The 24518-nt window shown below is 61.8% G+C and carries 19 protein-coding genes and 1 pseudogene; 8 read left to right on the top strand and 12 right to left on the bottom strand.

The features are described from left to right. Nucleotides 1-53 precede the first annotated feature (53 nt). Genes AB4N42_RS04125 through AB4N42_RS04115 form a run of 3 tightly spaced genes read left to right on the top strand, consistent with a single transcriptional unit; the run spans nucleotide 54 to nucleotide 3667 of the window. The gene (locus AB4N42_RS04125; protein WP_334598510.1) at nucleotides 54-1478 is read left to right on the top strand and encodes a cytochrome c; all 1425 of its coding nucleotides are present in this window, start codon (nucleotides 54-56) and stop codon (nucleotides 1476-1478) included. Between the two features lie 3 nt (nucleotides 1479-1481). After that, nucleotides 1482-2036 carry a sugar dehydrogenase complex small subunit gene (locus AB4N42_RS04120; RefSeq protein ID WP_460115903.1) on the top strand — a complete coding sequence of 185 codons (555 nt, stop codon included), beginning with the start codon at nucleotides 1482-1484 and terminating at the stop codon, nucleotides 2034-2036. Continuing rightward, the gene (locus AB4N42_RS04115) at nucleotides 2033-3667 is read left to right on the top strand and encodes a GMC family oxidoreductase (RefSeq protein ID WP_323154096.1); all 1635 of its coding nucleotides are present in this window, start codon (nucleotides 2033-2035) and stop codon (nucleotides 3665-3667) included. The genes AB4N42_RS04120 and AB4N42_RS04115 overlap by 4 nt, the downstream gene beginning before the upstream one ends. A gap of 6 nt (nucleotides 3668-3673) precedes the next feature. On the opposite strand, the gene AB4N42_RS04110 is transcribed toward AB4N42_RS04115, so the two are convergent. Continuing rightward, nucleotides 3674-4951, bottom strand: a complete 1278-nt coding sequence (locus AB4N42_RS04110; RefSeq protein ID WP_323154095.1) for a sensor histidine kinase — start codon at nucleotides 4949-4951, stop codon at nucleotides 3674-3676. A 222-nt stretch (nucleotides 4952-5173) separates the two neighbouring features. On the opposite strand from AB4N42_RS04110, the gene AB4N42_RS04105 reads away from it, so the two are divergent. Then, nucleotides 5174-6667 (top strand): YifB family Mg chelatase-like AAA ATPase, encoded by a 1494-nt coding sequence (locus tag AB4N42_RS04105; protein ID WP_198797540.1) that lies wholly within the window; start codon nucleotides 5174-5176, stop codon nucleotides 6665-6667. A 6-nt stretch (nucleotides 6668-6673) separates the two neighbouring features. Here AB4N42_RS04105 and AB4N42_RS04100 read toward each other — a convergent pair whose 3' ends face one another. The 4 genes from AB4N42_RS04100 to AB4N42_RS04085 all read right to left on the bottom strand — a co-directional run bounded on the left by AB4N42_RS04100 (nucleotide 6674) and on the right by AB4N42_RS04085 (nucleotide 11503). Continuing rightward, the gene (locus AB4N42_RS04100; protein WP_198797541.1) at nucleotides 6674-7888 is read right to left on the bottom strand and encodes an aldose 1-epimerase family protein; all 1215 of its coding nucleotides are present in this window, start codon (nucleotides 7886-7888) and stop codon (nucleotides 6674-6676) included. A 373-nt stretch (nucleotides 7889-8261) separates the two neighbouring features. Next, on the bottom strand, nucleotides 8262-10238 hold the full coding sequence (locus AB4N42_RS04095) for a methyl-accepting chemotaxis protein (protein ID WP_460115902.1): 1977 nt from the start codon (nucleotides 10236-10238) through the stop codon (nucleotides 8262-8264). Nucleotides 10239-10423: 185 nt separating this feature from the next. Next, the gene (locus AB4N42_RS04090; RefSeq protein ID WP_030138186.1) at nucleotides 10424-11344 is read right to left on the bottom strand and encodes a LysR substrate-binding domain-containing protein; all 921 of its coding nucleotides are present in this window, start codon (nucleotides 11342-11344) and stop codon (nucleotides 10424-10426) included. A gap of 33 nt (nucleotides 11345-11377) precedes the next feature. Further along, nucleotides 11378-11503 (bottom strand): hypothetical protein, encoded by a 126-nt coding sequence (locus AB4N42_RS04085; protein WP_460115901.1) that lies wholly within the window; start codon nucleotides 11501-11503, stop codon nucleotides 11378-11380. Here AB4N42_RS04085 and AB4N42_RS04080 point away from each other — a divergent pair. Continuing rightward, the gene (locus AB4N42_RS04080; protein ID WP_033864411.1) at nucleotides 11502-12896 is read left to right on the top strand and encodes a NorM family multidrug efflux MATE transporter; all 1395 of its coding nucleotides are present in this window, start codon (nucleotides 11502-11504) and stop codon (nucleotides 12894-12896) included. The genes AB4N42_RS04085 and AB4N42_RS04080 overlap by 2 nt on opposite strands. A 110-nt stretch (nucleotides 12897-13006) precedes the next feature. Here the strand turns inward: AB4N42_RS04080 and AB4N42_RS04075 are convergent, their stop codons facing one another. Then, a complete protein-coding gene (locus tag AB4N42_RS04075) occupies nucleotides 13007-14680 on the bottom strand; it encodes a putative bifunctional diguanylate cyclase/phosphodiesterase (RefSeq protein ID WP_460115900.1) in 1674 nt (557 codons plus the stop codon). Nucleotides 14681-14953: 273 nt separating this feature from the next. Between AB4N42_RS04075 and rep the strand changes: the two genes are divergently transcribed. Then, nucleotides 14954-16963 (top strand): DNA helicase Rep, encoded by a 2010-nt coding sequence (rep, locus tag AB4N42_RS04070; protein ID WP_030138189.1) that lies wholly within the window; start codon nucleotides 14954-14956, stop codon nucleotides 16961-16963. Nucleotides 16964-17016: 53 nt separating this feature from the next. Continuing rightward, a complete protein-coding gene (locus AB4N42_RS04065) occupies nucleotides 17017-17589 on the top strand; it encodes a xanthine phosphoribosyltransferase (protein WP_030138190.1) in 573 nt (190 codons plus the stop codon). Nucleotides 17590-17709: 120 nt separating this feature from the next. Here the strand turns inward: AB4N42_RS04065 and AB4N42_RS04060 are convergent, their stop codons facing one another. The 6 genes and pseudogenes from AB4N42_RS04060 to dadA form a co-directional block, all read right to left on the bottom strand. Then, a complete protein-coding gene (locus AB4N42_RS04060) occupies nucleotides 17710-19632 on the bottom strand; it encodes an acetyl-CoA hydrolase/transferase C-terminal domain-containing protein (RefSeq protein WP_460115899.1) in 1923 nt (640 codons plus the stop codon). Between the two features lie 136 nt (nucleotides 19633-19768). After that, entirely contained in the window at nucleotides 19769-20182 is a 414-nt protein-coding gene (locus tag AB4N42_RS04055) for a c-type cytochrome (protein ID WP_309475726.1), read from the bottom strand. Nucleotides 20183-20365: 183 nt separating this feature from the next. After that, a pseudogene (locus tag AB4N42_RS04050) lies at nucleotides 20366-20915 on the bottom strand (cupin domain-containing protein). Nucleotides 20916-21043: 128 nt separating this feature from the next. Next, complete coding sequence (gene alr / locus AB4N42_RS04045; protein ID WP_460115898.1) at nucleotides 21044-22117, bottom strand: alanine racemase; 1074 nt, start codon at nucleotides 22115-22117, stop codon at nucleotides 21044-21046. Nucleotides 22118-22214: 97 nt separating this feature from the next. Beyond that, nucleotides 22215-22568 carry a RidA family protein gene (locus AB4N42_RS04040; protein ID WP_258648520.1) on the bottom strand — a complete coding sequence of 118 codons (354 nt, stop codon included), beginning with the start codon at nucleotides 22566-22568 and terminating at the stop codon, nucleotides 22215-22217. Next, nucleotides 22540-23844, bottom strand: coding sequence for a D-amino acid dehydrogenase (gene dadA, locus AB4N42_RS04035; RefSeq protein ID WP_030138199.1), 1305 nt, complete (start codon nucleotides 23842-23844; stop codon nucleotides 22540-22542). The genes AB4N42_RS04040 and dadA overlap by 29 nt, the downstream gene beginning before the upstream one ends. 155 nt (nucleotides 23845-23999) lie before the next feature. Here dadA and AB4N42_RS04030 point away from each other — a divergent pair, with 155 nt between their 5' ends. Next, nucleotides 24000-24488: an Lrp/AsnC ligand binding domain-containing protein gene (locus tag AB4N42_RS04030; protein WP_003206849.1), complete on the top strand. Its 489-nt coding sequence runs from the start codon at nucleotides 24000-24002 to the stop codon at nucleotides 24486-24488. Nucleotides 24489-24518 lie beyond the last annotated feature (30 nt).

The raw sequence follows: 24518 nt of genomic DNA, 5'->3' as shown, positions 1-24518 counted from the left end.
ATTAATAGAAAATCAAAAAACGCGCGTCGAAACCCAACCGTGAGGAGTTACACATGCATCCGCAGAGGATGGCCCAGCCATTGCCCGACGTGCGCAAGGCGAAGCTCGTGAGGAATATGCTCGCAGGGTGTCTGGCCCTGATGACGGTCTGCCTGACGGCCCACGGCGAGACGCTCGACACCCACGCCTCCCCAGGCAAGCGACTGGCGGTGGCAGCCGATTGCGTGGCCTGCCACAGCGCCATCGGCGGCAAGCCCTTTGCCGGCGGTTATCCACTCAACTCGCCAATGGGCGTCATCTATTCGACCAACATCACCCCTTCGAGGACCGCCGGCATCGGCCAATACACTCAGGCAGACTTCGCCCGCGCCGTGCGCGATGGCGTGACCCCGGACGGCTCCCGCCTGTACCCGGCGATGCCCTACACCTCCTACGCAAAGATGACCGACAGCGACGTCGCCGCCCTGTACCAGTACTTCATGGAAGAGGTGGCACCGGTGGACACACCCAGTCCCAAGACCGAGCTCGACTTCCCGTTCAATATCCGCGCCGCGATGCTCGGCTGGAACGCCCTGTTCCATAGCCCGAAACGCTTCGTGGCAGATCCGGGCAAGTCCGCGCAGGTCAATCGAGGCGACTATCTGGTCAATGCGCTGGCCCACTGCGACACCTGCCATACCCCGCGCAATGCCCTGATGGCAGCGGATAATGAAAAAGCGCTTTCCGGTGGCTCGCTGGGCGCTTGGTATGCACCAAACATCACCTCGGACAAGACCAGCGGGATTGGGGACTGGTCGAGCGATGAGCTCGTTGCCTACCTGCGCAGCGGCCATGTAGAGGGCAAGGCGCAAGCTGCCGGACCCATGGCAGAAGCGGTCGAGAACAGCCTGCAGTACCTTGGCGAAGATGATCTCAAGGCCATCGCGGCCTACCTGCTGCAGACCACACCGATTGCTACCGGCGAGCAACAGGCCCGCCATACCTTCGGCCAGGCCTCGAACGACGAACTCAACCTGCGCGGCGGCAATCCGCAAGACAATCCAGGCTGGCACATCTTCAGCGGCACTTGCGCCAACTGTCACCAAGCCAATGGCCAGGGCACTCGCGAGTATCCATCGCTGTTTCACAACACCGCGACCAGCCGCCGCGACAACCTGATCGCAACCATCGTCTACGGCGTGCATCGCGAAGTCGACGGTGTGGCAATCGATATGCCGGCCTTCGGTCCAGGTGCGCTGTTCACTGATCGTCTCGACGACCAACAGATCGCCGATGTCAGCAACTATGTCCTGTCCCGCTATGGCAATGCCGGACTGAGCGTGACCGCCGCCGATGTGGCGCAGGTACGTGAAGGTGGACCCAAGGCCCCTATTGCCATGCTGGCAGGGTACAGCGTACCGGCAATGATCGTGCTCGGCCTGCTGATCCTCCTGGCGCTTTACAGACGCAAGACTCGTCGCCAGCGACAGGAGGCCTGAGCAATGGAAACTTCGATGACGGACAAGCACATGCCCATTTCATCTGCCCCTACCGACGGGTTCTCCCGCCGCAGCCTGCTGCGCGGTTCGGTCACACTGGGCCTGGCGGCCCTGGTCAGTGGCCTCGGCCCCTGGCAATCAGCGATGGCCACGGCCGAGGACGACCGGGACTTTATCACCCTGTCGCAATTCCTCACCAGCCGCCCGGTCAACCCGGTCCTGGCGGCACGTTACTACCGCGCCCTGAGCCGACGCGCACCGAACTTCAGCGGTAATGTCGGCGCCCTCAGACAGTTGATCGACGAGCAGGGCTTCAAGCATGTGGATGAATACCTGGCCCAGGTCAGCCCTGACGTATCGCTGAAGGCGACCGCGACCAGCATCATCTCGGCCTGGTACTTGGGCATCGTCGGCGAGCTCGCCGATGCCGAACTGATCAGCTACTCCGAGGCGCTGATGTATCGCCCGACCCACGGCATCCTCATCATCCCAACCTACGGCGGTGGCCCCGACTCCTGGGGCGCCAAGCCAGCCGACACCCAGGATTTCAAACTATGAGCAGCGTTGTTTACGATGCCGATGTCGTCGTCATCGGCTCCGGCGTTATGGGTGGCTTGATTGCCAGCGAACTGGCCAAGGCGAACAAATCCGTGATCGTCCTCGAAGCAGGTCCTCGGGTGAACCGCCGCGATATCGTCGAGACCTTCCGCAATGCGCCGGTCAAGCTCTCACTGGCCAATGCCAAGTTGCAAGGCGCCGGTTCGCCCTATCCGAGCCTGCCTCATGCACCTTCCACCTACGGCGATTATCTGCAGCAAGTCGGCCCAGTGAAGTACAACACTTCCTACTTGCGCGTGGTCGGCGGCACCACTTGGCACTTCGGTTCCTCGCTGTGGCGCATGCTGCCCAATGACTTCCGCCTCAACTCCCTCTACGGGCGCGGGCGCGACTGGCCGATCAGCTATGACGAACTGGAACCCTTCTACGCCCGCGCCGAGACCGAGCTGGGCGTGTCCGGGGTCGACGGCCAGGATGAGAGCGGCCAGGGCGGCGCGGCCTATCCACCGCGCTCGATTCCCTACCCAATGGAAGGCCTGAAGCCGAGTTATATGTTCAAGCGCCTCTCGAGCCTGTTGAGCAAGGGCGGCTACAATCCGATCCTCGAACCCAATGGCCGCGCCACCCGCCCCTATGGCAAGCGCCCGCCATGCGCGGGCAACAACAACTGCAACCCGGTCTGTCCGATTGCCGCCAAATACGACGGCTCGATGCATATCGACGAGGCCGAGCGCCATGGCGCCAAGGTCCTGGACAACTCGGTGGTCTACAGGATCGAGGCCGGCAACGACGGCAAGATCACCGCGATCTGGTACATGCGCCCGGACAAGACCCAGCATCGCCTGACCGCCCGGTACTTCGTGCTGGCGGCCTATGGCATCGAATCGCCGAAGCTGTTGTTGATGTCCACGTCCGAGAAATACCCCAATGGCATCGCCAATACTTCCGATCAGGTCGGCCGCAACCTGATGGACCACACCGGGGTGAGCATGAACGTGATGGCCAAGGAGGACATGTGGCCCGGCGAGGGACCGACCCAGTTGCTGGTCTACCTGAACAGCCGCGACGGCGCATTCCGCAAGGACTACCCGAGCTACAAGATCAAGGTTCGCAACACGGTGCCAACCTCGCAGATCACCACCAACCTGATCGCCAAGGGTGTGCTGGGCTCCAGGCTCGACGAACAGATCCGCCTGCAGTCGGCGCGCTCGCTGAACTGGGCGGTGGACTTCGAAACCCTGCCGCTGCCGGAAAACCGCGTTACCCCGAGCAAGACTCGCTTCGACGCGATTGGCCTGCCGGTACCGGAGATCTACTACAGCGTTCCCGACTACTGGCACGCAGGCAAGGAAAAGGCCCTGGAGGACCTCAAGCAGTTCGCCCACCTGCTCGACGCCGACATCGTCAGTACCGACGTCAACTTCCAGAACCGTCAGCACATCATGGGCACCACGATCATGGGCGACGATCCGAAAAATTCAGTGGTCGACCGCGACTGCCGCAGCCACGACCACGCCAACTTGTTTATCGCCGGCACCAGCGTGATGCCGTCATCGTCCTGCGTGAACCCCACGTTGACAGGTGCCGCGTTGAGTATTCGTATCGCCGATCAATTGCTGAGGGAGGTGTAGGACCTATCAACCATCCGCCGCCCGCTGAGATGGGTCCGGGGTCAGTGCCAGCGGCAGCTCCAGGGTAAACAGTGCGCCGTTGCCCGGCCCGGCGCTCTGCACGATCAGATCGCCGCCCATCTCATGTGCAGCCAGAATGCAGCTGTGGAGGCCAAAACCGTGACCGTCGACACGCGTGGTGAAGCCGTGCTCGAACACCCGCGCAAGATTGTCCTGAGAAATCCCCTCGCCATTGTCCTCGACCTCGACCCGCACGCGCCCCTCGTCAACGACCTTCAGGCGCAGGACAATCTGCGGCGGCCGGTTCGCTCCCGCGTCCAGCGCCTGCTTGGCGTTGTTGATCAGATTGACCAGGATCTGCAGCACTCGGTGCTTGTCCAGCGGCATTTGCGGGATATCACTGAATTCCTTGATCAGTGTGATGTGGTGGCGGGCCAGGGACACATCGCAAATGCGCACGACGTCCTCGACCAGCTCTCGCAACGAGCCCGGTTCCAGTACGCTGGCGTTGCCGGCATAGGATTGCTGGGTGGCGACGATTTCCTTGATGTGGTCGATCCGGCGGGTCAACTGCGCCAGCTCGGCGATCATGCCCTGTTGCTCGATTGCCAGCGCGTCGGCCAGCTTGTCGAGATAATCGGGTAGCGCGCGCCCCTTCGGGTCGCTGCTGATGAAGTCACCGAGGTCATCGGGATGCTCCTTCATCAGCTGGACGACTTTGGCCACCGATGGCCCCTTGGACGTATGCACCTTCTCGTACAGGACCTGGGCTGACACATTCACGCTATTGAGCACGTTGCCCACGTTGTGCAGCACGTTGGTGGCAATTTCCGCCATGCCGGCCCGGCGCGCCGTCGTGACCAGTTCGGCCTGCGCCTCGCGCAACTCGTCGTTGACCCTGGCCAATTGCTGCGGGCTGGGGATCTTCAGGGCTGCCGGTACCAGCCGGACCAGCAGGATCGCGGTAATCACCGAGGCAATCGCGGTGATCACCTTGACCAGCGCCGACAGCCAGTAATAGGGCTGCCAGATGGTCAGGATCTCCATCACGTGGCTGGTCCCGCAGGCCAGGATAAACACTCCAAAGGCCGCCAGCATCCAATCAAACGGTACGTCCTTGCGCTTGTGGATAAAGTACAGGAGGGTGAAGGGGATGGTGACGTAGGACAGGGTGATCAAACCGTCGGCGATCACATTGGTCCACAGCAGGTCAGGCCGCCACATGTAGCAATGCCCGTGGGGCATGAAGCGCTTGTCGGTCAACAACGCCAACAGATCGTCCATGGGTCACATCCTCTCTGTGCGTTGATCCCGCCCGGTGCCGATCAGACAAAATCCAGCTTAGCAGAGGCCTCGCCCGGGCCACGTTCATCCTGAGATGGCGCCGGCGCCTCGGTAATATCCTGCGAAGATTTCCCCTTCCAATTGCAGCTCCCGCGCTGCTTTCGCCGACTAATCTTCAAGAGCCGCAGGACGCGGCACCCTATTCGTCTCAAGGACCGCTTCATGTCGCTCGCCATTGTCCACAGCCGCGCCCAGGTGGGGGTGGAGGCTCCCGCCGTTACCGTTGAAGTTCATCTGGCCAATGGCTTGCCGTCACTGACGATGGTCGGTCTGCCAGAGGCAGCAGTGAAGGAAAGCAAGGACCGGGTGCGCAGCGCGATCATCAATTCGGGACTCAATTTCCCGGCACGACGCATCACCCTCAACCTCGCGCCGGCAGACCTGCCCAAGGACGGCGGGCGGTTCGACCTGGCGATTGCCCTTGGCATCCTGTCCGCCAGCGTGCAGGTGCCAACGCTGATGCTGGACGACGTCGAGTGCCTCGGTGAGCTGGCGTTGTCCGGCGCCGTGCGACCGGTACGCGGCGTTCTGCCGGCAGCACTGGCGGCACGCGCGGCCGGGCGGATGCTGGTGGTGCCGCGAGCGAATGCCGAGGAGGCCTGCCTGGCCTCGGGGTTGAAAGTGATCGCCGTGGATCATCTGCTCGAAGCGGTGGCGCATTTCAACGGCCACACACCCGTCGAGCCCTTTGTTTCCAACGGGCTGCTCTCGGCCAGCAGGCCGTACCCCGATCTCAGCGAAGTCCAAGGGCAGGCAGGTGCCAAGCGCGCGCTACTGATCGCCGCAGCGGGCGCTCATAACCTGTTGTTCAGCGGCCCACCGGGCACCGGCAAGACTCTGCTGGCGAGCCGTTTGCCAGGGCTGTTGCCGCCACTGGCCGAAAGCGAGGCCCTGGAGGTCGCAGCCATCCAGTCGGTGGCCAGCTGCGTGCCGTTGAGCCATTGGCCGCAACGTCCGTTTCGCCAGCCGCATCACTCGGCTTCCGGCCCTGCGCTGGTAGGCGGCGGATCCAAGCCACAACCGGGGGAAATCACCCTCGCCCACCATGGTGTCCTGTTCCTGGATGAGCTGCCGGAGTTCGACCGCAAGGTGCTAGAAGTGCTGAGGGAACCATTGGAGTCCGGTCACATTGTGATTTCCCGAGCCCGCGACCGCGTGCGCTTCCCGGCGCGCTTCCAACTGGTCGCGGCAATGAATCCCTGTCCCTGTGGATACCTCGGCGAGCCCAGTGGCCGTTGCTCCTGCACGCCCGACATGGTGCAGCGTTACCGCAATAAACTGTCCGGCCCCTTGCTTGATCGCATCGACCTGCACCTGACCGTTGCACGGGAGGCCACGGCGCTGAATCCGAAAGGCGAACCCGGTGGCGACACGGCCACCGCGGCCGAGCGGGTGGCCGAAGCCCGGGAGCGCCAGCAAATACGCCAAGGTTGCGCCAATGCATTCCTGGACCTGCCGGGCTTGCGCCAGCATTGCAAACTCTCCACCGCCGACGAAGCCTGGCTGGAAACCGCCTGCGAACGACTGACCCTGTCGTTGCGAGCCGCTCATCGCCTGCTCAAGGTCGCCCGGACCCTGGCCGACCTTGAGCATGTGCAGCGGATCAGCCGGGAACACCTGGCCGAAGCGCTGCAGTATCGGCCGACCACGGCCTGAAACAGCTTATGGTTTGCTCAGGTCCACCAACGGCGCATCCCGCACTTCGGTTTTGCGATCGCCCTGGATGTCGTCGATGCGCTTGAGGGCCTTGTCCACCGCCGCCTTGTCCGCCAACAGGCTGTAGTGGATCTGGAACTGCTTGCGCTCTTTCGGGGCGATGGTCGGCACCAGCCCCAGCGGGCGCTGGTAGTGGCGGTTGTAGGAAAAGCTGGTGCCCGGCTCAAGCCCGGTCACGTAGCCCTGGCCTTGGGTATCGGTATTTTTCCACAGGGAAAACACCGGGAGCGTGGCCGTGTTGAAGCCCACCGAGACGCCAAGGCTGCCGGCCTTGTTGTGCAGCACCGTCAACGTGTCGCCCTTGGCATCGCCGTAAGGCACGACGTTGTAGACGGTTTCGTCGTAATCCTTGGTGGGGGCTCGATAGGTTGTCCAATCTTTCAGGTCGCCCTTGGCCTTGTCATTGAATGGCGAGACTTGCTTGACCGGCGCTGCGAAACGCGCGCCCTGTTCCAGGAAGGGGGTGCTGAAATTGCTGTGGTAGAGCGCCTGGTATTCCTTCGGGTAATCGCCGTTGTTGGTCAGCGTGTCGTTGAGCGCGAAGGTCACGCTGCCAGGCTCGGTGACCAGTTCGGTCTGGACCGAGAAATCGACTTTCTTGAACGCCTGCTCCTTCAACTCGCCTCGCAGGGTGATGGCGTAGGGCGGTTTTTCATCGATGTGCAGGGTGACCTTATTGGCTGGAATATTGGCAGCGCGACCATGCAGGGTCAGCAGCTCGCCGTTGTCCATGCCCGGATGGCCAACCCATTCGTAGCCACAGCGCGTGACGAGTTCATTGAAACCTTCCAGCCAGCCCAGGCCGCCGCGGCCGTTGAGTTCGATGAAGGCTGGATTGACCACTTCCTTGACTGGCGAATCCCAACCCATGCGCACATTGCCGACAGAAGCCTGCAGCACGTTCATGCCTCGGGTCGGGACGACCGAGAGCTTCAGGGCGCCGTTGTCGATGTCGACGATGCTGACGCCTTCCTGCCGACCGCCGTGCAGGGTGCGCATCGTCACGGAGAACGGCTTGCCGGTTTTCACGCCTAGCTGTTCGCTGGTGATTTTCCAGGGCTGGGCAGCTTTATCGGTGTCCAACAGGACGTAATCCCAAGCCAGGGCATGGGAGGCAGCGCCCAGGGCGCCAAGGGTAACGAGGAGTTTGAACGGAGTCATGGACGTGACCTTTTATTGGAGTTGTGCGGTTTTTATAGACTTGAAGAAACGTTTCAGCAAGCTTAAAAACAGCAATTTCCTTAAAAAGTAAAGTTCACACGAATGGAGCTTCTGTGGGAGCGGGCATGCTCGCGAAGGCGGTGGGTCAGTGGGCAGGGATGTGGCTGGAAAGCCGCTTTCGCGAGCAAGCCCGCTCCCACACTAATTCCGGGGCGGCCGCCAGAAGATGTTCGCCGCAAACTCCCTCGTGGGAGCGGGCTTGCTCGCGAAAGCGGTGGGTCAGCGAGTAGAGAAGTGGCTGGAACGCCACCTTCGCGAGCAGGCTCCCCCACACTGATCTCAGGGGAGCTTGCTCGCGCTGGTTGCAGAGGCTTCAGCGGAACCGATCAACCTCTTTGCGCAGGTCTTGCGCCAGGGTTTCCAGTTCCTTGGCGGTGATCGCCAGGTTCGAAACCACTTCCCGTTGCTCGCTGTTGGCCATGGCAATGCTTTGCAGGTTGCTGCTGAGCAACGTCGCGGTGCTGCTCTGCTCCTGGGTGGCGGTGGTGATCGCCGCGAATTGCTGGCCGGCGGAGCGGCTTTGCTCATCGATACGCGCCAGGGCCGAGGCGACGTTGGCGTTGCGCGACAGGCCTTCCTGCATCAACAGGTTGCCCTGTTCCATGGTGCTGATGGCGTTGCCGGTTTCCTGCTGGATGCTCTGGATCATCCCTGAAATTTCATCGGTCGCCTGCCGAGTGCGGGAGGCCAGGCTGCGCACTTCATCGGCCACCACGGCGAAACCACGGCCCTGCTCACCCGCGCGGGCAGCTTCAATGGCGGCGTTCAGGGCCAGCAGGTTGGTTTGCTCGGCGATGGAAGTAATGACGCCAACGATGCCGCCGATTTCCTGGGAACGCTGGCCCAGGGTGTTGATGACCGTGGCCGTGCTGTTCAACGCGCCAGCTATCTGCTCCAGCGACGATGAAGCCTCGTCCATCGACGTGCGACCGATCTTGGTTTGCTGGGCGTTTTCCTGGGCCAGGCGCTGGGTATTGCCCATGTTGTCGGCAATGTCCAAGGACGTGGCGCTGAACTCTTCAACCGCGCCCGCCATGCTGGTGATTTCACCGGACTGCTGCTCCATCCCCTCATACGCGCCGCTGGACAAGCCGGACAGCGCCTGGGCGCGACTGTTGACCTCCTGAGAGGCTTTGCGGATGTGCTCGACCATGGTCGACAAGGCCTGGCTCATCTGGTTGAAGGCACGGGCCAGTTGGCCGATTTCATCATGGCTCGACACGTTCAGGCGCACGCTCAAGTCGCCGGCGCCCAGCGCTTCGGCCTGGCGCACCAGATCCCCGAGCGGCGCCAGTTTGCTGCGCAACAACCACATCGCCGAGCCGACCGCCAACAACATCGCCAGCAGGCTGCCAATTGCCAGTTGCGTGCCGACGCTCCAGGTCACGGCACGAATCTCGGCTTTTGGCATGCTCGCCACGACCGCCCACGGCCCACCTTCAAACGGCACGGCAACGCTGTAGAAATCTTCCGCGGTGTCTTCCCAGAACGCACCTTTGCCTGGTTTCTTGACCAGGTCGGTGATGGTCGCGGTGGCCTTGTCCAGCGCCTGCACGCCCGCTGGCGGCACCAGCCATTTGTTTTGCTCGTCCAGCAACGCCAAGGAGCCGGTCTGGCCGATACGGAAGCGCTTGAGGTTTTCGAACTGGGCGTTCTGCGCATCGGTGTAGTCGAAGCCTACGTACAACACGGCGATGATCTTGCCGCCGCTGTCGCGCACAGGCGTGTACTGGGACATGTAGTAGCGTCCGAACAGCAAGGCACGGCCGATGTAGCTTTGGCCCGCCATGACCGGGCCATAAGCCGGGCCGGCGCGGTCAAGCACGGTGCCGATCGCGCGCGTGCCGTCCTGCTTGGTCAACGAGGTGCTGATGCGGATGAAGTCGTCGCCGCTGCGCACGAACACCGTGGCCACCCCGGCGGTCATCGTCTTGAAGTCGTCCACTTCCTTGAAGTTGTTGTTCAACACTTCGCCGCCCAGGCTCAAGCCCGGCGTCTGCACGCCCGCCACCGTCACGGGTTGGTCCGCATGCACGCTCAAGCCCGCGCTGAAGCGCTTTTCGAACAGACCGGCCAACCGCTGGGTGCTCTCGCGCAAGGTGCTGTGGAACGTGTTGAGCTGGTCGGCCATCAGGCGCGCTTCGCTGGCCAGATGCTCTTCACGGGTGGACAGGTTGGCAGTGTCCAACGAACGCAGGGCGAAGACGGTACTGCCGGAAATCACGACCGCCAATATCACGGCTAGGGCAAGGCCAAGCTGTGAGGCGATTCGGGCACGGGGTTGAGACATGACGGCTCCTGGCCGAGAGACCGGATCGTCCTGATCACGTCGCACGCTCGGCATCTTATTCGTTAAGGTATGAATTGGCCCTTTCTGAACGAAGGTTCTATGTCCACGGATTCGGCAGCAAACCCTAATACTTGAGCGATCCGGAAGGATAAATGCCAAACAACCGGCGCCAAGGCTTCAGCGATTCAGCCCAGGCGCTCCACGTCGGGTAGCTGCATGGCCTTGACCTCGCCCTGGAGAAAATCGCTGAGCCGACGCAAGCGCTCACCGCCCGACCGGGTTTTCGGCCAGACCAGATAGTAGTGCTCGCCGCTGGCGACCGCCGTCGGCCATGGCAGGCTCAAGCGCCCCTGGGCGACGTCTTCGGCCACCATCAACAGGTCGCCCATGGACACGCCATAACCACGGGCCGCCGCGATCATGCCCAGTTCCAACGTGTCGAAGACCTGGCCGCCCTTGAGCGAGACCTTGTCGGCCAGGCCCATGCGCTGCAACCAATTGCGCCAGTCCCGACGATCCGGCGTGGGGTGCAGCAGCTCCGCACTGGCCAGGCGCGCCACGTCCCAAGGCTGATCGTTCAACAGGTTCGGTGCGCCCACCGGGATCAATTCCTCGGGGAACAACAAACTGGCCTCCCAATCCCCAGGGAAATGCCCGTTACCCAGCAGTACCGCGCAATCGAAGGGTTCGGTGTTGAAATCCACCGAGTCGATGTCCATCCAGGCACTGGTCAATTGCACCTCGTTGCCAGGCTGCAGATGCCGGAAACGACTCAACCGTGCCAGCAACCAGCGCATGGTCAGGGTCGATGGCGCCTTCATGCGCAAGATGCCGTCATCACCGTGCAACGTATGGCAAGCCCGCTCAAGGGCCATGAAGCCTTCCCGCACGCCCGGCAGCAGCAGGCGCGCCGCTTCGGTCAACTGCAGGTTGCGGCCGCTGCGCTGGAACAGCCGGCAGGCAAAATGATCTTCGAGCGTGCGGATGTGTCGGCTCACCGCACTCTGGGTAATCGACAGCTCTTCGGCGGCCCGGGTAAACGAGCTGTATCTCGCCGCCGCTTCGAATGCCCGCAATGCATAAAGAGGAGGAAGACGACGAGACATTGGGAAAGCTCCTATAGCGATTTTCGAACCCTATCAGAAGATCGTTCCATCATGAGTTTTAATCATGCCAGCAATCGGATTTATCCTTTTGTGCAAACCACGGCGAGCGCCGAGAATCAACGCTTTACTGCCTTGTTGAACATGGAGCGTGATGATCATGCAGCATCCAGCGCGTACCGAACTCTGGGCCATCCTGCGGCTGGCGGGGCCGTTGATAGCTTCGCAGTTGGCGCACATGCTGATGGTCCTCACCGACACCGTGATGATGGCGCGCCTGAGCCCGGAAGCCCTCGCCGGCGGGGGCCTCGGGGCCGCGACTTATTCATTCGTCTCGATTTTCTGCATCGGCGTGATCGCGGCGGTGGGCACCCTGGTCGCGATCCGCCAGGGCGCGGGCGACATCGAAGGCGCCACCCGGCTGACCCAGGCCGGTTTGTGGTTGGCCTGGCTGATGGCGCTGATGGCGGGCCTGCTGTTATGGAACCTCAAGCCGGTGCTGTTGATGTTCGGCCAGACCGAAACCAATGTGTTGTCCGCTGGACAGTTCCTGCTGGCGCTGCCGTTCGCCCTGCCCGGCTACCTCAGTTTCATGGCCCTGCGCGGTTTCACCAGCGCCATTGGCAGGGCCACGCCGGTCATGGTGATCAGCCTCGGCGGCACGGTGGCCAACTTCCTGCTCAATTACGCACTCATTACCGGCATGTTCGGCTTGCCGAAACTCGGCTTGATGGGGATCGGCCTGGTGACGGCCATCGTCGCCAACAGCATGGCCCTGGCGCTGGCGTGGCACATCCACCGGCACCCGGCCTACCGGGCCTATCCATTGCTCGCTGGCCTGTCACGGCCCAATCGCCAGTACCTCAAGGAATTGTGGCGCCTCGGCCTGCCGATTGGCGGCACCTACGCGGTGGAAGTCGGGCTGTTCGCCTTCGCCGCCCTCTGCATGGGCACCATGGGCAGCACGCCACTGGCGGCCCATCAGATCGCGCTGCAAATCGTCTCGGTGGCGTTCATGGTGCCGGCGGGCATGTCGTACGCCATCACCATGCGCATCGGCCAGCACTACGGCGCCGGCCAACTGCCAATGGCGCGACTGGCCGGGCGAGTCGGGATTGGCTTCGGCGCGGCGGCGATGCTGGCGTTCGCCATGGTGTTCTGGTTGTTGCCTCACCAACTGATCGGCTTGTTCCTGGACCATAACGACCCGGCGTTCCGCGAAGTGATCAACCTGGCAGTGAGCCTGCTGGCCGTGGCGGCCTGGTTCGAACTGTTCGACGGCACGCAAACCATTGCCATGGGTTGTATCCGCGGATTGAAAGACGCCAAGACTACGTTCCTGGTGGGGCTGGGTTGCTATTGGCTAATTGGCGCGCCAGCCGCGTGGTGGATGGCGTTCCATTTGCACTGGGGGCCAACTGGCGTCTGGTGGGGCCTGGCCCTCGGGCTGGCCTGCGCGGCGGTGAGCCTGACGCTGGCGTTCGAATGGAAGATGAAGCGGATGATTCGCCGTGAGCCGGGGCAGCCCGGTTTCGAAGCCATCCCGGCCAAATGAAACCATCCCCTGTGGGAGCGAGCTTGCTCGCGATGGCGATAGTTCAGTCACATCGATTTTGACTGACACACCGCTATCGCGAGCAAGCTCGCTCCCACAAGGGAAAGGAGTCAGACCACGATTTCGTGCGTGGACTGCTGATCCCCCCCGAACGTCAGGTATTCCACCAACTCCCCCAGCGGCAACGGCTTGCTGATCAGGAACCCCTGCACCTGATCGCAACCGAAGCCACGCAGCAGGTCCAGTTGTTCAGCGGTTTCCACACCTTCGGCGACCACTTCCAGGTTGAGGTTATGGGCCAGGTTGATCATCGCGTGCACCAGTTTGCGGTTCTCTTCGCGCTGCTCCATGCCGCCGACGAAGCTCTTGTCGATCTTGAGCAAGGCGATCGGCAGGCTGTTGAGGTGTACGAACGATGAGAACCCGGTGCCGAAGTCGTCCAGGGAAAACCGTACCCCCAGGCGCCCCAGCGCATCCATGGTCTGCTTGACCAGTTCGCTGCGGCGCATGACGGCGGTTTCGGTGAGTTCGAACTCCAGCCACTGGGCCTCGACGCCCCGCTCGGCGATCAATCGACTCAGGGTCGGCAGCAGTTGGCTGTCCTGGAACTGCCGGAATGACAGGTTGATCGCCATGTGCAGCGGCGCCAGCCCGCGTTCGCGCAGATCCTGCATATCCCGCAGTGCCCGGGAAATCACCCAGTAACCCAACGGCACGATCAAGCCGCTCTGCTCGGCCAGCGGCACGAATTCACTCGGTGGCAGCAGGCCACGCTCGCCGTGACGCCAGCGCACCAGCGCTTCGAGGCCGACGATATGGCCGCCATCAAGGTTCAACCGGGGCTGGTAGTGCAACTCCAGTTCATCGCGACGCAGCGCCCGGCGCAGTTCGCTTTCCAAGTCGGCGAGGCTGCGGGCATTGCGATTGATGCGTTCATTGAAGATATGAAACGTGCAGCCTTGTGTGCTCTTGGCTTGCTGCATGGCGATGTGGGCGTGCCACATCAAGGGATCGGCACCGGCCTGGGCGCGGGCATGGGCGATACCCAGGCTGCAACCGATCAACAGGCTTTCGCCATCCACCCAGTAGGGTTCGGCCATGGCCTCGGTGATGCGTTCGGCCATCCACTCCGCGCGCTGCGGCGCACGGCGGGTGTCGATCAGCAGGGCGAACTCGTCGCTGCCCAGCCGCGCCAGTTGATCACCGGCCTCAAGCGAGCCCTTGAGCCGCGAGACCACTTGCAGGATCAGCCGATCACCGGCCTGATGCCCCAACGCGTCGTTGGCGTGACGAAAATTATCGAGGTCCAGGTGACCAAGCGCCAGGCCACGACCTTCGTTTTCAGCCAGGCGCGCCGCCAGCAGGGTCTGGAAGCCCTGACGGTTGGCGATGCCGGTCAGCGGGTCCTGTTCGGCGAGTCGTTGCAGGGTATTTTCCAGCACCCCCCGCTCGCGCACATGGCGCAGGCAACGGCGCAACGTCGCCTCGTCAAGAACATCACGCACCAACCAATCGCTGACACCATCCGGGGAAGTCGAAGGCTCATGCTCCAGCAACAGGACCGTCGGCAGACGACAGCGACCCGGCGCCGGCTGCAGGGACGCAACAGTCAGCAGCACCGCGTTGCGGTTGTCTTCGAACAGGCTGCTGACCGATTCCCAGCTCGGAGCGCTGATCAACACGACCGAGGCTCCCATGGGCGCCAGGCACTCGCGCAACATCGCAGACCACTCAGGCGTTTCGGCCAACAACAGCAAACGCAAGGGTTCGACAGGCGTAGACAAGCTGACTCCCTAGACTCTGCAAGGTGGTAGGCGCGGGGCATTATGACTCGCCGAAGGGCAATCACCAATGCCAATGGTTCTCAAACACCCGCTTTTGAGCGTTTATTCATCCAAAAACGAACGTTAGACCTAAATTCTGTCCGCATCCTGAGGGAAAGTGACAAAAGCGGCAAATGGAGATGATGGACAGCGTCACAAGTCGGACAGGGCAGCACAATTCTCAGAGCCTGTTAAAATGCCGGCCCATTTCGCAAACGACTCCCTGACTCTGTCATGTCCCGACTCAATCCCCGGCAGCAAGAAGCCGTGAACTATGTCGGCGGCCCTCTTTTGGTGCTCGCCGGTGCAGGCTCCGGCAAGACCAGCGTGATTACCCGCAAGATCGCGCATTTGATCCAGAACTGCGGCATCCGCGCCCAGTACATCGTCGCCATGACCTTCACCAACAAGGCCGCCCGGGAAATGAAGGAGCGGGTCGGTGGCCTGTTGCGCGCCGGCGAAGGCCGCGGCCTGACCGTCTGCACCTTCCACAACCTGGGCCTGAACATCATCCGCAAGGAACACGCGCGGCTGGGCTACAAACCGGGCTTCTCGATTTTCGACGAGACCGACGTCAAGGCCCTGATGACCGACATCATGCAGAAGGAATACTCGGGCGACGACGGCGTCGACGAGATCAAGAACATGATCGGCGCCTGGAAAAACGACCTGGTCCTGCCACCCGAAGCCCTGGAAAATGCCCGCAATCCCAAGGAGCAGACCGCCGCCATCGTCTACGCCCACTACCAGCGCACGCTCAAGGCGTTCAACGCGGTGGACTTCGACGACCTGATCCTGCTGCCGGTCAAGCTGTTCCAGGACCACGCCGACATTCTTGAAAAATGGCAGAACAAGGTCCGCTACCTGCTGGTGGACGAATATCAGGACACCAACGCCAGCCAGTATCTGCTGGTGAAGTTGCTGATCGGCAAACGCAACCAGTTCACCGTGGTGGGCGACGACGACCAGTCGATCTATGCCTGGCGCGGCGCGCGGCCGGAAAACCTGATGTTGCTCAAGGAAGACTATCCGTCGCTCAAAGTGGTGATGCTGGAGCAGAACTACCGCTCCACCAGCCGCATCCTGCGCTGCGCCAACGTGCTGATTTCCAACAACCCCCACGAGTTCGAAAAGCAACTGTGGAGCGAGATGGGCCACGGCGACGAAATCCGCGTGATCCGTTGCCGCAACGAAGACGCCGAAGCCGAGCGCGTGGCCATGGAAATCCTCAGCCTGCATCTGCGCACCGATCGGCCGTACAGCGATTTTGCAATCCTGTACCGCGGTAACTACCAGGCCAAGCTGATCGAACTGAAACTGCAGCATCACCAGGTTCCCTATCGCCTGTCGGGGGGCAACAGCTTTTTCGGCCGCCAGGAAGTGAAGGACCTGATGGCCTACTTCCGCCTGATCGTGAACCCGGACGACGACAACGCCTTCCTGCGGGTGATCAACGTGCCGCGCCGGGAAATCGGCTCGACCACCCTGGAGAAACTCGGCAACTACGCCACCGAGCGCAAGATCTCGATGTACGCCGCCACGGACGAAATCGGCCTGGGCGAACATTTGGACAGCCGCTTCACCGACCGCCTGGCGCGCTTCAAGCGCTTCATGGACAAGGTCCGCGAGCAATGCGCCGGGGAAGATCCGATCTCGGCGCTGCGCAGCATGGTCATGGACATCGACTACGAGAACTGGCTGCGCACCAACAGCTCCAGCGACAAGGCTGCCGACTACCGCATGAGCAACGTCTGGTTCCTGATCGAGGCGTTGAAGAACACCTTGGAAAAAGACGAAGACGGCGACATGACCGTCGAGGACGCCATCGGCAAGCTCGTGCTGCGGGACATGCTCGAACGCCAGCAGGAAGAGGAAGACGGCGCCGAAGGGGTGCAGATGATGACGCTGCACGCCTCCAAGGGCCTGGAGTTTCCCTATGTGTTCATCATGGGCATGGAAGAAGAAATCCTGCCGCACCGCTCCAGCATCGAGGCCGACACCATTGAAGAAGAACGGCGCCTGGCCTACGTCGGCATTACCCGAGCGCGCCAGACGCTAGCCTTCACCTTCGCCGCCAAGCGCAAGCAGTACGGCGAAGTGATCGACTGCGCCCCCAGCCGCTTTCTCGATGAGCTGCCGCCGGACGACCTCGCCTGGGAAGGCAACGACGACACGCCGACGGAAGTCAAAGCCGTTCGCGGCAACAATGCCCTGGCGGATATACGCGCGATGTTGAAGCGCTAGACTACTTTTTCTCAACGACTTCAGGCGCTGAACGCGTCATCAGAGGAGGCTTCATGGAAGCCCTGCACCAGAAAATCCGCGAGCTAGGCATTGTGCTGTCCGACCAGGTCCTGAAGGTCGATGCGTTTCTCAACCACCAGATCGACCCGCAGTTGATGAAGCTGATCGGCGATGAGTTTGCCGAACTGTTCAAGGATTCGGGCATCACCAAGATCGTCACCATCGAAGCCTCGGGCATTGCCCCCGCAATCATGACCGGGCTGAACCTTGGCGTGCCGGTGATCTTCGCCCGCAAGCAACAGTCCCTGACCCTGACGGAAAACCTGCTGTCGGCCACCGTGTATTCGTTCACCAAGAAGACCGAAAGCACCGTCGCCATCAGCCCGCGCCACCTGACCAGCAGCGATCGGGTGCTGATCATCGATGACTTTCTGGCCAACGGCAAAGCCTCCCAGGCGCTGATCTCCATCATCAAGCAGGCTGGCGCCACCGTCGCCGGGCTGGGGATCGTGATCGAGAAGTCGTTCCAGGGCGGCCGCGCGGAATTGGATGCCCAGGGCTATCGCGTCGAGTCGTTGGCTCGGGTGAAGTCGCTGGCGGGTGGGGTCGTGACCTTTATCGACTGATCACGCCCTACCCTCTGTGGGAGCGAGCTTGCTCGCGATAGCGGCCTGTCAGACACATTTCGGGTAACTGATACACCGCTATCGCGAGCAAGCTCGCTCCCACAGGGGGTGGATCGGCCGTTAAGGCGCAGTCGCCTTGAGCCCCGCCAGCAACAGCCGCTGATACAACTCCTCCTTCAGCCCCTCGGGATTCGTCAACTGCATCCGCTCCAGATGCCCGGCATATTCCCAGGGCTCCGGCGCATCCAGGGCGGCCTTGCCAAGGTCCAGGATCTCGGTGAGCTTGAATTTGCTCTTTAGCCAGTTCAGCGCCCGTAACAAGTCGCGCTCGATCCCATCGAAATCACAGCCCAGCGGGTATTCCGGAAAAAGGTTGGGATGCCGCGCCTGGATCGCCTGCAGACGCTCCGACGTGTTGTCGGCGAACCGTGGATCAAGTCGAAAATCCTTCGGTAATTTACCGGCATTTTGTGCCTGCTCGATCAGGCCGGGCTGGAAGCGCGAATCGCTGATATTCAGCAACGCCTCGATCACCGCCGCGTCGGTCTTGCCTCGCAGGTCGGCGATGCCGTACTCGGTCACCACGATGTCTCGCAGGTGCCGGGGAATCGTGCAATGGCCGTATTCCCAGACGATATTCGAACTGACCACCCCGCCCGACTCCCGCCAGCTGCGCAACAGCAGGATCGAGCGCGCCCCTACCAGCGCATGGCCCTGGGCGACGAAGTTGTACTGCCCACCTACACCGCTGAGCACCCGCCCATCTTCCAACTGGTCCGCCACTCCGGCGCCCATCAGGGTCATGGTGAAGACCGTGTTGATGAAACGCGCATCGAGGCGCTGCAAGCGCTTGAGCGGTTCCTGGCCGTACAGCTCGTTGATGTAGCTGATGCGGGTCATGTTGAATTCGAGCAGGCGGCTCTGCGGCAACTCCCTCAGGCGCTGGTAAAAACTGCGCGGGCCGAGGAAGAACCCGCCGTGGATGCAGATGCCGTCGGGTTGCGCCGCTTCGTCGAGGGTTCCGGCGATGGTCCGTTCCTGGGTCGGTTCGTCGGGGTAGACCTTGCGCCGGATAATCCCGGCCTCCGCCAGCACCAGCAAACCGTTGACGAACATTTCACTGCAACCGTACAACCCTTTGGCGAAAGGCTCGACCCCACCCTCGCGCTCGATCAACTGCGCCCACTGGCTGAGGTTCACGTCCGCCAGCAGGGCCTGGTAACCGGCGTTATCGGCCTGGCGCGCCAACAGCGCCGCCGTCAACGCGTCGCCCATGGAGCCGATGCCGATCTGCAACGTACCGCCATCGCGCACCAGGGTGCTGGCGTGCAGGCCGATCAAGTGATCCTGGAAACCCACCGGCATGTTCGGCGTGGAGAACAACGTGTGGCTGTCCTTCTCATCGATCAACAGGTCGAAGCCATCAATGCCGATTTCCGCATCGCCGGGCATGTAGGGCAAATCGCTGTGGACCTGGCCCACCATGAGAATGGTTTCCCCCGCCTCGCGCCGCTTGGCGATCATCGGCAACAGGTCCAGGGTGATGTCCGGGTTGCAGCTCAGGCTCAAGCGATCCGGATGTTCCGGGTCGCTCGCCACCAGTTGCGCGATCAGGTTCAAGCCAGCCCCATTGATATCCCGGGCGGCGTGGCTGTAGTTGCTGCTGACATAGTCCTGCTGGGCCGAAGCGCTGTGCAGAAGACTGCCGGGCTGCATGAAGAATTGCTGGACGCGAATATTGGCCGGCAGGCTGTCGCGCTGCAGATCGGCGAGGTAATCGAGTTCTGGATAATCACCGAAGACCCGTTCGACAAAGGGCTCGAGGAAGCGCTTCTGCAGCCCGTCGCCCAAGCTCGGCCGACCCAGGCTCAGTGCTGTGTAAATAGTCAGCTGTCGCTCGGGCATTTGCGCAATGCGCTGGTAAAGCGCGTTGGCGAACAGGTTGGGCTTGCCCAGCCCCAGGGGCATGCCGAGGTGGATATGCGCGGGCAGACGCTCGAGTACGTCATCCACCGCCTGTTCGATTGAACACAACTGCACCATCCGACCCTCCGGGACATTCCATGAATGTGGGTTGGACCGAGCTTGCCGGGTCTTGGTTGCGATGACCAGTCCGGAAAAAATCCCAGGCACAAAAAAGCCGCTCGTAAGCGGCTTTTTTGCGGAAGATGAATGCCTGTTACAGGCCGGACATCTCTTTGATGGCGCCTTTGAGTTCATCATCGGTGCAATCGGCGCAGGTGCCTTTAGGCGGCATGGCATTGATCCCGGTAATGGCCTTCGCCAGGATGCCGTCAAGGCCGCCCTGGTGGTCGGCGCGTTCTTTCCAGGCAGCCTTGTCACCGATTTTCGGAGCGCCCAGCAGGCCGGTACCGTGGCAAGCGTTGCAATGTTTGGCGATGACGTCTTTTGGCGCCTTGGCACCGCCAGCGCCACCCGCCGCGGCAGCCACTTCCATGCCCTTGCATTCCTTGCCCTGGACGCAAACCTGGCCGACGGGTTCAAGGCGCTTGGCGATATCATCGGTCGGCGCCGCTTGAGCGCTCGCAGCCCATAGGGCCAATACGGTTGCTGGTGCAGCCAGCATTTTCATAATTAGGTTCACGCGTACACCCTCAATGGTGGCTAGTCACGCCTGCGGCCACGGTTTGCAGGCGGGCGCAAGTATAGCGGTAAGCCTGTCACTCCGAAACAACCCCAAAGTCGCAAGGGTCTTGTTTGTCATGCCAGCCCAACCTTCGAGCGCCTTTGCCCTGCGGGTTCGGCGCCTCTTCGTCTAGAAATTGGCCGGTGTGGCTGCGCTGATCAGTCGCGCTAGGCACGTCGAACGGATTACGGAAACGATGGGGCTTGGTACTTTCGAAATAGTAGCTGTCGCCCGCCTCCAGCACGAAGGTTTCAGCGCCGACTACCAATTCCAACCGCCCTTCCACCAGGATTCCGGTCTCTTCGCCTTCATGGGTGAGCATCTCGTCACCGGTATCTGCGCCGGGCGGGTAGATTTCGTTCAGGAAGGCAATCGCCCGGCTCGGATGCGCCCTGCCCACCAGTTTCATGGTCACGGCGCCGTCGGAGATGTCGATCAGTTCGTTGGCTTTGTAGACGATCTGGGTCGGTTTCTCCTGGAGGATTTCTTCGGAGAAAAACTCGACCATGGACATGGGAATCCCGCCAAGGACCTTGCGCAGCGAGCTGATCGAGGGGCTCACGCTGTTCTTCTCGATCATCGAAATGGTGCTGTTGGTGACGCCCGCGCGCTTGGCGAGTTCACGCTGGGAAAGGCCTTTGAGTTTACGAATGGATTGCAGTCGTTCACCGACGTCCAATGCTGGAGCCTCCAGGGAATCAGGTTATGTGTAAAGTGAGCGTTATCATGGCGACAGCGTTCAGTATTTACAACACCTTGGCCCGAATCCTGTGCGGTGAAGCGACTTTCGGTAGGTCACGCTGGGGGTCAGAGCTCGGAATAGAGCCTTGGCACCCGTCGCAGGTTGCAGAAAATCTGGTAGGGGATCATGTCGGCAGCCTTCGCAACGTCACTGGCGAGGACATTCTTGCCCCACAGCTCCACGGTTGAGCCAAGCCCGGCTTGGGGAATATGGGTCAAGTCCACGGCCAGCATGTCCATCGATACCCGCCCGACCAGTTGGCTACGCTGCCCATCCACCAGTACCGGCGTGCCGTTGGGCGCCTGGCGCGGGTAGCCGTCGGCGTACCCCATGGCGACCACGCCGACCCGGGTCGGTTGCGCCGTGACAAAGCGCGCGCCATAGCCCACGGGCTCGCCGGCGGGAAGTTCACGCACGCTGATGATTTTCGATTCCAGCGTCATGACCGGTTGCAGGCGTGAAGCAACGGCATTGGCTTCTTCGAAAGGCGTCGCGCCGTACAGCATGATGCCGGGCCGCACCCAGTCGCTGGGAATCTGCGGCCAGCCCAGCACCGCTGGCGAGTTGCGCAGGCTGACCTCTGCCATCAAGCCCTGGCGGGTCTGCTCGAATACTGCCAATTGTTGCAGGCTGCTAGGGTCATGCAATTCATCGGCGCGGGCGAAGTGGCTCATCAACACGATCTTCGCCACGTTGCCACTGGCCAGCAGACGACGATACGCCGGCTGGAAATCGTCCGGGTGCAGGCCGACCCGATGCATGCCCGAATCGAGCTTGAGCCAGACCGTGATCGGCTTGCCCAGCGTCGCGCGCTCGATCGCTTCGAGCTGCCACAATGCATGCACCACGCACCAGAAGTCGTGCTCAACGATCAAGGCAAGTTCATCGGCCTCGAAGAAACCTTCCAGCAGCAGGATCGGCCCGCGAATCCCACCGGCCCGCAGCTCCAGGGCTTCTTCGATGCACGCCACCGCGAAACCGTCAGCGGTTTCCTGCAAGGCCTCGGCGCAGCGCACCGCGCCATGCCCGTAAGCGTCGGCCTTGATCACCGCCAGGGCCTTGGCCCCCGTGACTTCACGGGCTAGCTGGTAGTTGTGACGCAGGGCTTGGAGGTCGATCAAGGCACGGGCAGGACGCATGGCGGCAGGCTTCTAGGCGGTCATGGTTAAAAAAACCGGCGCCGGCTGACGGCATCAGCCGACAACAGCGCCGGGAGAGGGAGAGTCTTGACAGTGATCAGGGCAGCGCCGCGACGACGGACAGCTCCACCAGGATCTGCGGCTCGCACAATTTGGCCTCTACCGTGGCGCGGGCCGGGGCGACGCCCTTGGGCAGCCATTTGTCCCACACCGCGTTCATGCCGGCGAAGTGCGCGTCGATGTCCTTCAGGTAAATCGTCACCGACAGCAGGCGGCTCTTGTCGGTCCCGGCCAGGTCGAGCAGTCGCTCGATATTGGCCAGTGTCTCGCGCGTCTGCTGTTCGATACCGGCACTCATGTCGTCGCCGACCTGCCCTGCCAGGTAAACGGTGCCGTTGTGCACGACAACCTGACTCATGCGGTCATTGGTGAGCTGGCGCTGGATTGCCATGTTTCGCGGACTCCTGGGGTTTGCTGCCATAACGGGAAATATCGAGGCCCTCGGCGCTGATCTGTGGCTTTTTCTTCGCCATCAGGTCCGCGAGAAGGCGACCGGAACCACAGGCCATGGTCCAACCGAGGGTGCCGTGGCCGGTGTTCAGGAACAGGTTCTTGAACGGTGTTGCCCCAACGATCGGCGTGCCATCCGGAGTGGTCGGGCGCAGGCCGGTCCAGAAACTGGCCTGGGCCAAATCGCCGCCCTGAGGATAAAGGTCGTTGACGATCATCTCCAGGGTTTCGCGCCGGCGCGGGTTGAGCGAGAGGTCAAAACCGGCGATTTCCGCCATGCCGCCAACGCGGATACGGTTGTCGAACCGGGTGATCGCGACCTTGTAGGTTTCGTCGAGGATGGTTGAAGTCGGTGCCATCGCCGGGTTGGTGATCGGCACGGTCAGGGAGTAACCCTTGAGCGGATACACCGGCGCACGGATACCCAGCGGCTTGAGCAGTTGCGGCGAGTAGCTGCCAAGCGCCAGGACATAACGGTCGGCGGTTTCCAGCTTGCCATCGATCCACACGCCATTGATTCGGTCGCCGGCGAAATCCAGGCGCTCGATGTTCTGGTCGAAACGAAATTGCACGCCGAGCTTCACGGCCATTTCCGCCAGGCGAGTGGTGAACATCTGGCAATCGCCGGTCTGGTCATTTGGCAGGCGCAGGGCACCGGCAAGGATATCGGTGACATTCGCCAGGGCCGGTTCGACGCGGGCGATGCCTTCGCGATCGAGGACTTCGAACGGTACGCCGGATTCCTTCAGAACAGCGATGTCCTTGGCCGCACCATCAAGCTGGGCCTGGGTGCGGAACAGTTGGGTAGTGCCGAGGCTGCGGCCTTCGTAGGCGATGCCGGTTTCGGCGCGCAGTTCATCGAGGCAGTCACGGCTGTACTCGGAAAGCCGGACCATGCGCTCCTTGTTGATGGCATAGCGGCTGGCGGTGCAATTGCGCAACATCTGCGCCATCCACAAGTATTGGTCGATGTCGGCGGTGGCCTTGATCGCCAGCGGTGCGTGACGCTGAAGCAGCCATTTGATGGCCTTGAGCGGCACGCCCGGCGCGGCCCACGGCGAGGCGTAACCCGGCGATACCTGGCCGGCATTGGCGAAACTGGTTTCCATGGCAGGCGCCGGCTGACGGTCGACCACCACCACTTCAAACCCGGCACGCGCCAGATAATAAGCACTGACGGTACCGATGACGCCGCTACCCAAGACCAGAACGCGCATGTTGAAACCCTCATCGCGGATAACCGCTGACGTTTGTTGTACAAACCTTAGATGCGCGCAGTGTAAAAAAGATCAGCCAGTGCTTTTCACTATATAAATGCCTATATTTGGCGAGAATTCTCGGCAAGAACCCTTTTCACGGAGGCGCATCACCTGTGCGGACCAACACTCAGACCAAACGCGAGCTGGACAAGATCGACCGCAACATCCTGCGCATCCTTCAGGCGGACGGGCGAATTTCCTTCACCGAACTGGGCGAAAAGGTCGGCCTCTCCACCACGCCGTGCACGGAGCGGGTGCGACGGCTGGAGCGCGAAGGCATCATCATGGGCTACAACGCCCGGCTCAATCCGCAACACCTGAAGGGTAGCCTGCTGGTGTTCGTCGAGATCAGCCTGGACTACAAATCCGGCGACACCTTCGAAGAGTTCCGACGCGCGGTGCTGAAATTGCCTCATGTGCTCGAATGTCACCTCGTGTCGGGGGACTTCGACTATCTGGTGAAGGCACGGATCTCCGAGATGGCCTCGTACCGCAAGCTGCTGGGCGACATCCTGCTCAAGCTGCCCCATGTGCGCGAGTCCAAGAGCTACATCGTGATGGAAGAGGTGAAAGAGAGCCTGAACCTGCCGATTCCGGATTGAGTCTGGCTCCAGACCGCTATCGCGAGCAAG

The organism is Pseudomonas sp. H2_D02 (genome assembly GCF_054677635.1).
This window is presented reverse-complemented; position numbering and strand designations above follow the sequence as displayed.

Coding starts and splice junctions, on each gene's coding strand:
- AB4N42_RS04125 (WP_334598510.1), top strand. CDS start 54: ATGCATCCGCAGAGGATGGCCCAGCCATTGCCCGACGTGCGCAAGGCG.
- AB4N42_RS04120 (WP_460115903.1), top strand. CDS start 1,482: ATGGAAACTTCGATGACGGACAAGCACATGCCCATTTCATCTGCCCCT.
- AB4N42_RS04115 (WP_323154096.1), top strand. CDS start 2,033: ATGAGCAGCGTTGTTTACGATGCCGATGTCGTCGTCATCGGCTCCGGC.
- AB4N42_RS04110 (WP_323154095.1), bottom strand. CDS start 4,951: ATGGACGATCTGTTGGCGTTGTTGACCGACAAGCGCTTCATGCCCCAC.
- AB4N42_RS04105 (WP_198797540.1), top strand. CDS start 5,174: ATGTCGCTCGCCATTGTCCACAGCCGCGCCCAGGTGGGGGTGGAGGCT.
- AB4N42_RS04100 (WP_198797541.1), bottom strand. CDS start 7,888: ATGACTCCGTTCAAACTCCTCGTTACCCTTGGCGCCCTGGGCGCTGCC.
- AB4N42_RS04095 (WP_460115902.1), bottom strand. CDS start 10,238: ATGTCTCAACCCCGTGCCCGAATCGCCTCACAGCTTGGCCTTGCCCTA.
- AB4N42_RS04090 (WP_030138186.1), bottom strand. CDS start 11,344: ATGTCTCGTCGTCTTCCTCCTCTTTATGCATTGCGGGCATTCGAAGCG.
- AB4N42_RS04080 (WP_033864411.1), top strand. CDS start 11,502: ATGCAGCATCCAGCGCGTACCGAACTCTGGGCCATCCTGCGGCTGGCG.
- AB4N42_RS04085 (WP_460115901.1), bottom strand. CDS start 11,503: ATGATCATCACGCTCCATGTTCAACAAGGCAGTAAAGCGTTGATTCTC.
- rep (WP_030138189.1), top strand. CDS start 14,954: ATGTCCCGACTCAATCCCCGGCAGCAAGAAGCCGTGAACTATGTCGGC.
- AB4N42_RS04065 (WP_030138190.1), top strand. CDS start 17,017: ATGGAAGCCCTGCACCAGAAAATCCGCGAGCTAGGCATTGTGCTGTCC.
- AB4N42_RS04060 (WP_460115899.1), bottom strand. CDS start 19,632: ATGGTGCAGTTGTGTTCAATCGAACAGGCGGTGGATGACGTACTCGAG.
- AB4N42_RS04055 (WP_309475726.1), bottom strand. CDS start 20,182: ATGAAAATGCTGGCTGCACCAGCAACCGTATTGGCCCTATGGGCTGCG.
- alr (WP_460115898.1), bottom strand. CDS start 22,117: ATGCGTCCTGCCCGTGCCTTGATCGACCTCCAAGCCCTGCGTCACAAC.
- AB4N42_RS04040 (WP_258648520.1), bottom strand. CDS start 22,568: ATGGCAATCCAGCGCCAGCTCACCAATGACCGCATGAGTCAGGTTGTC.
- dadA (WP_030138199.1), bottom strand. CDS start 23,844: ATGCGCGTTCTGGTCTTGGGTAGCGGCGTCATCGGTACCGTCAGTGCT.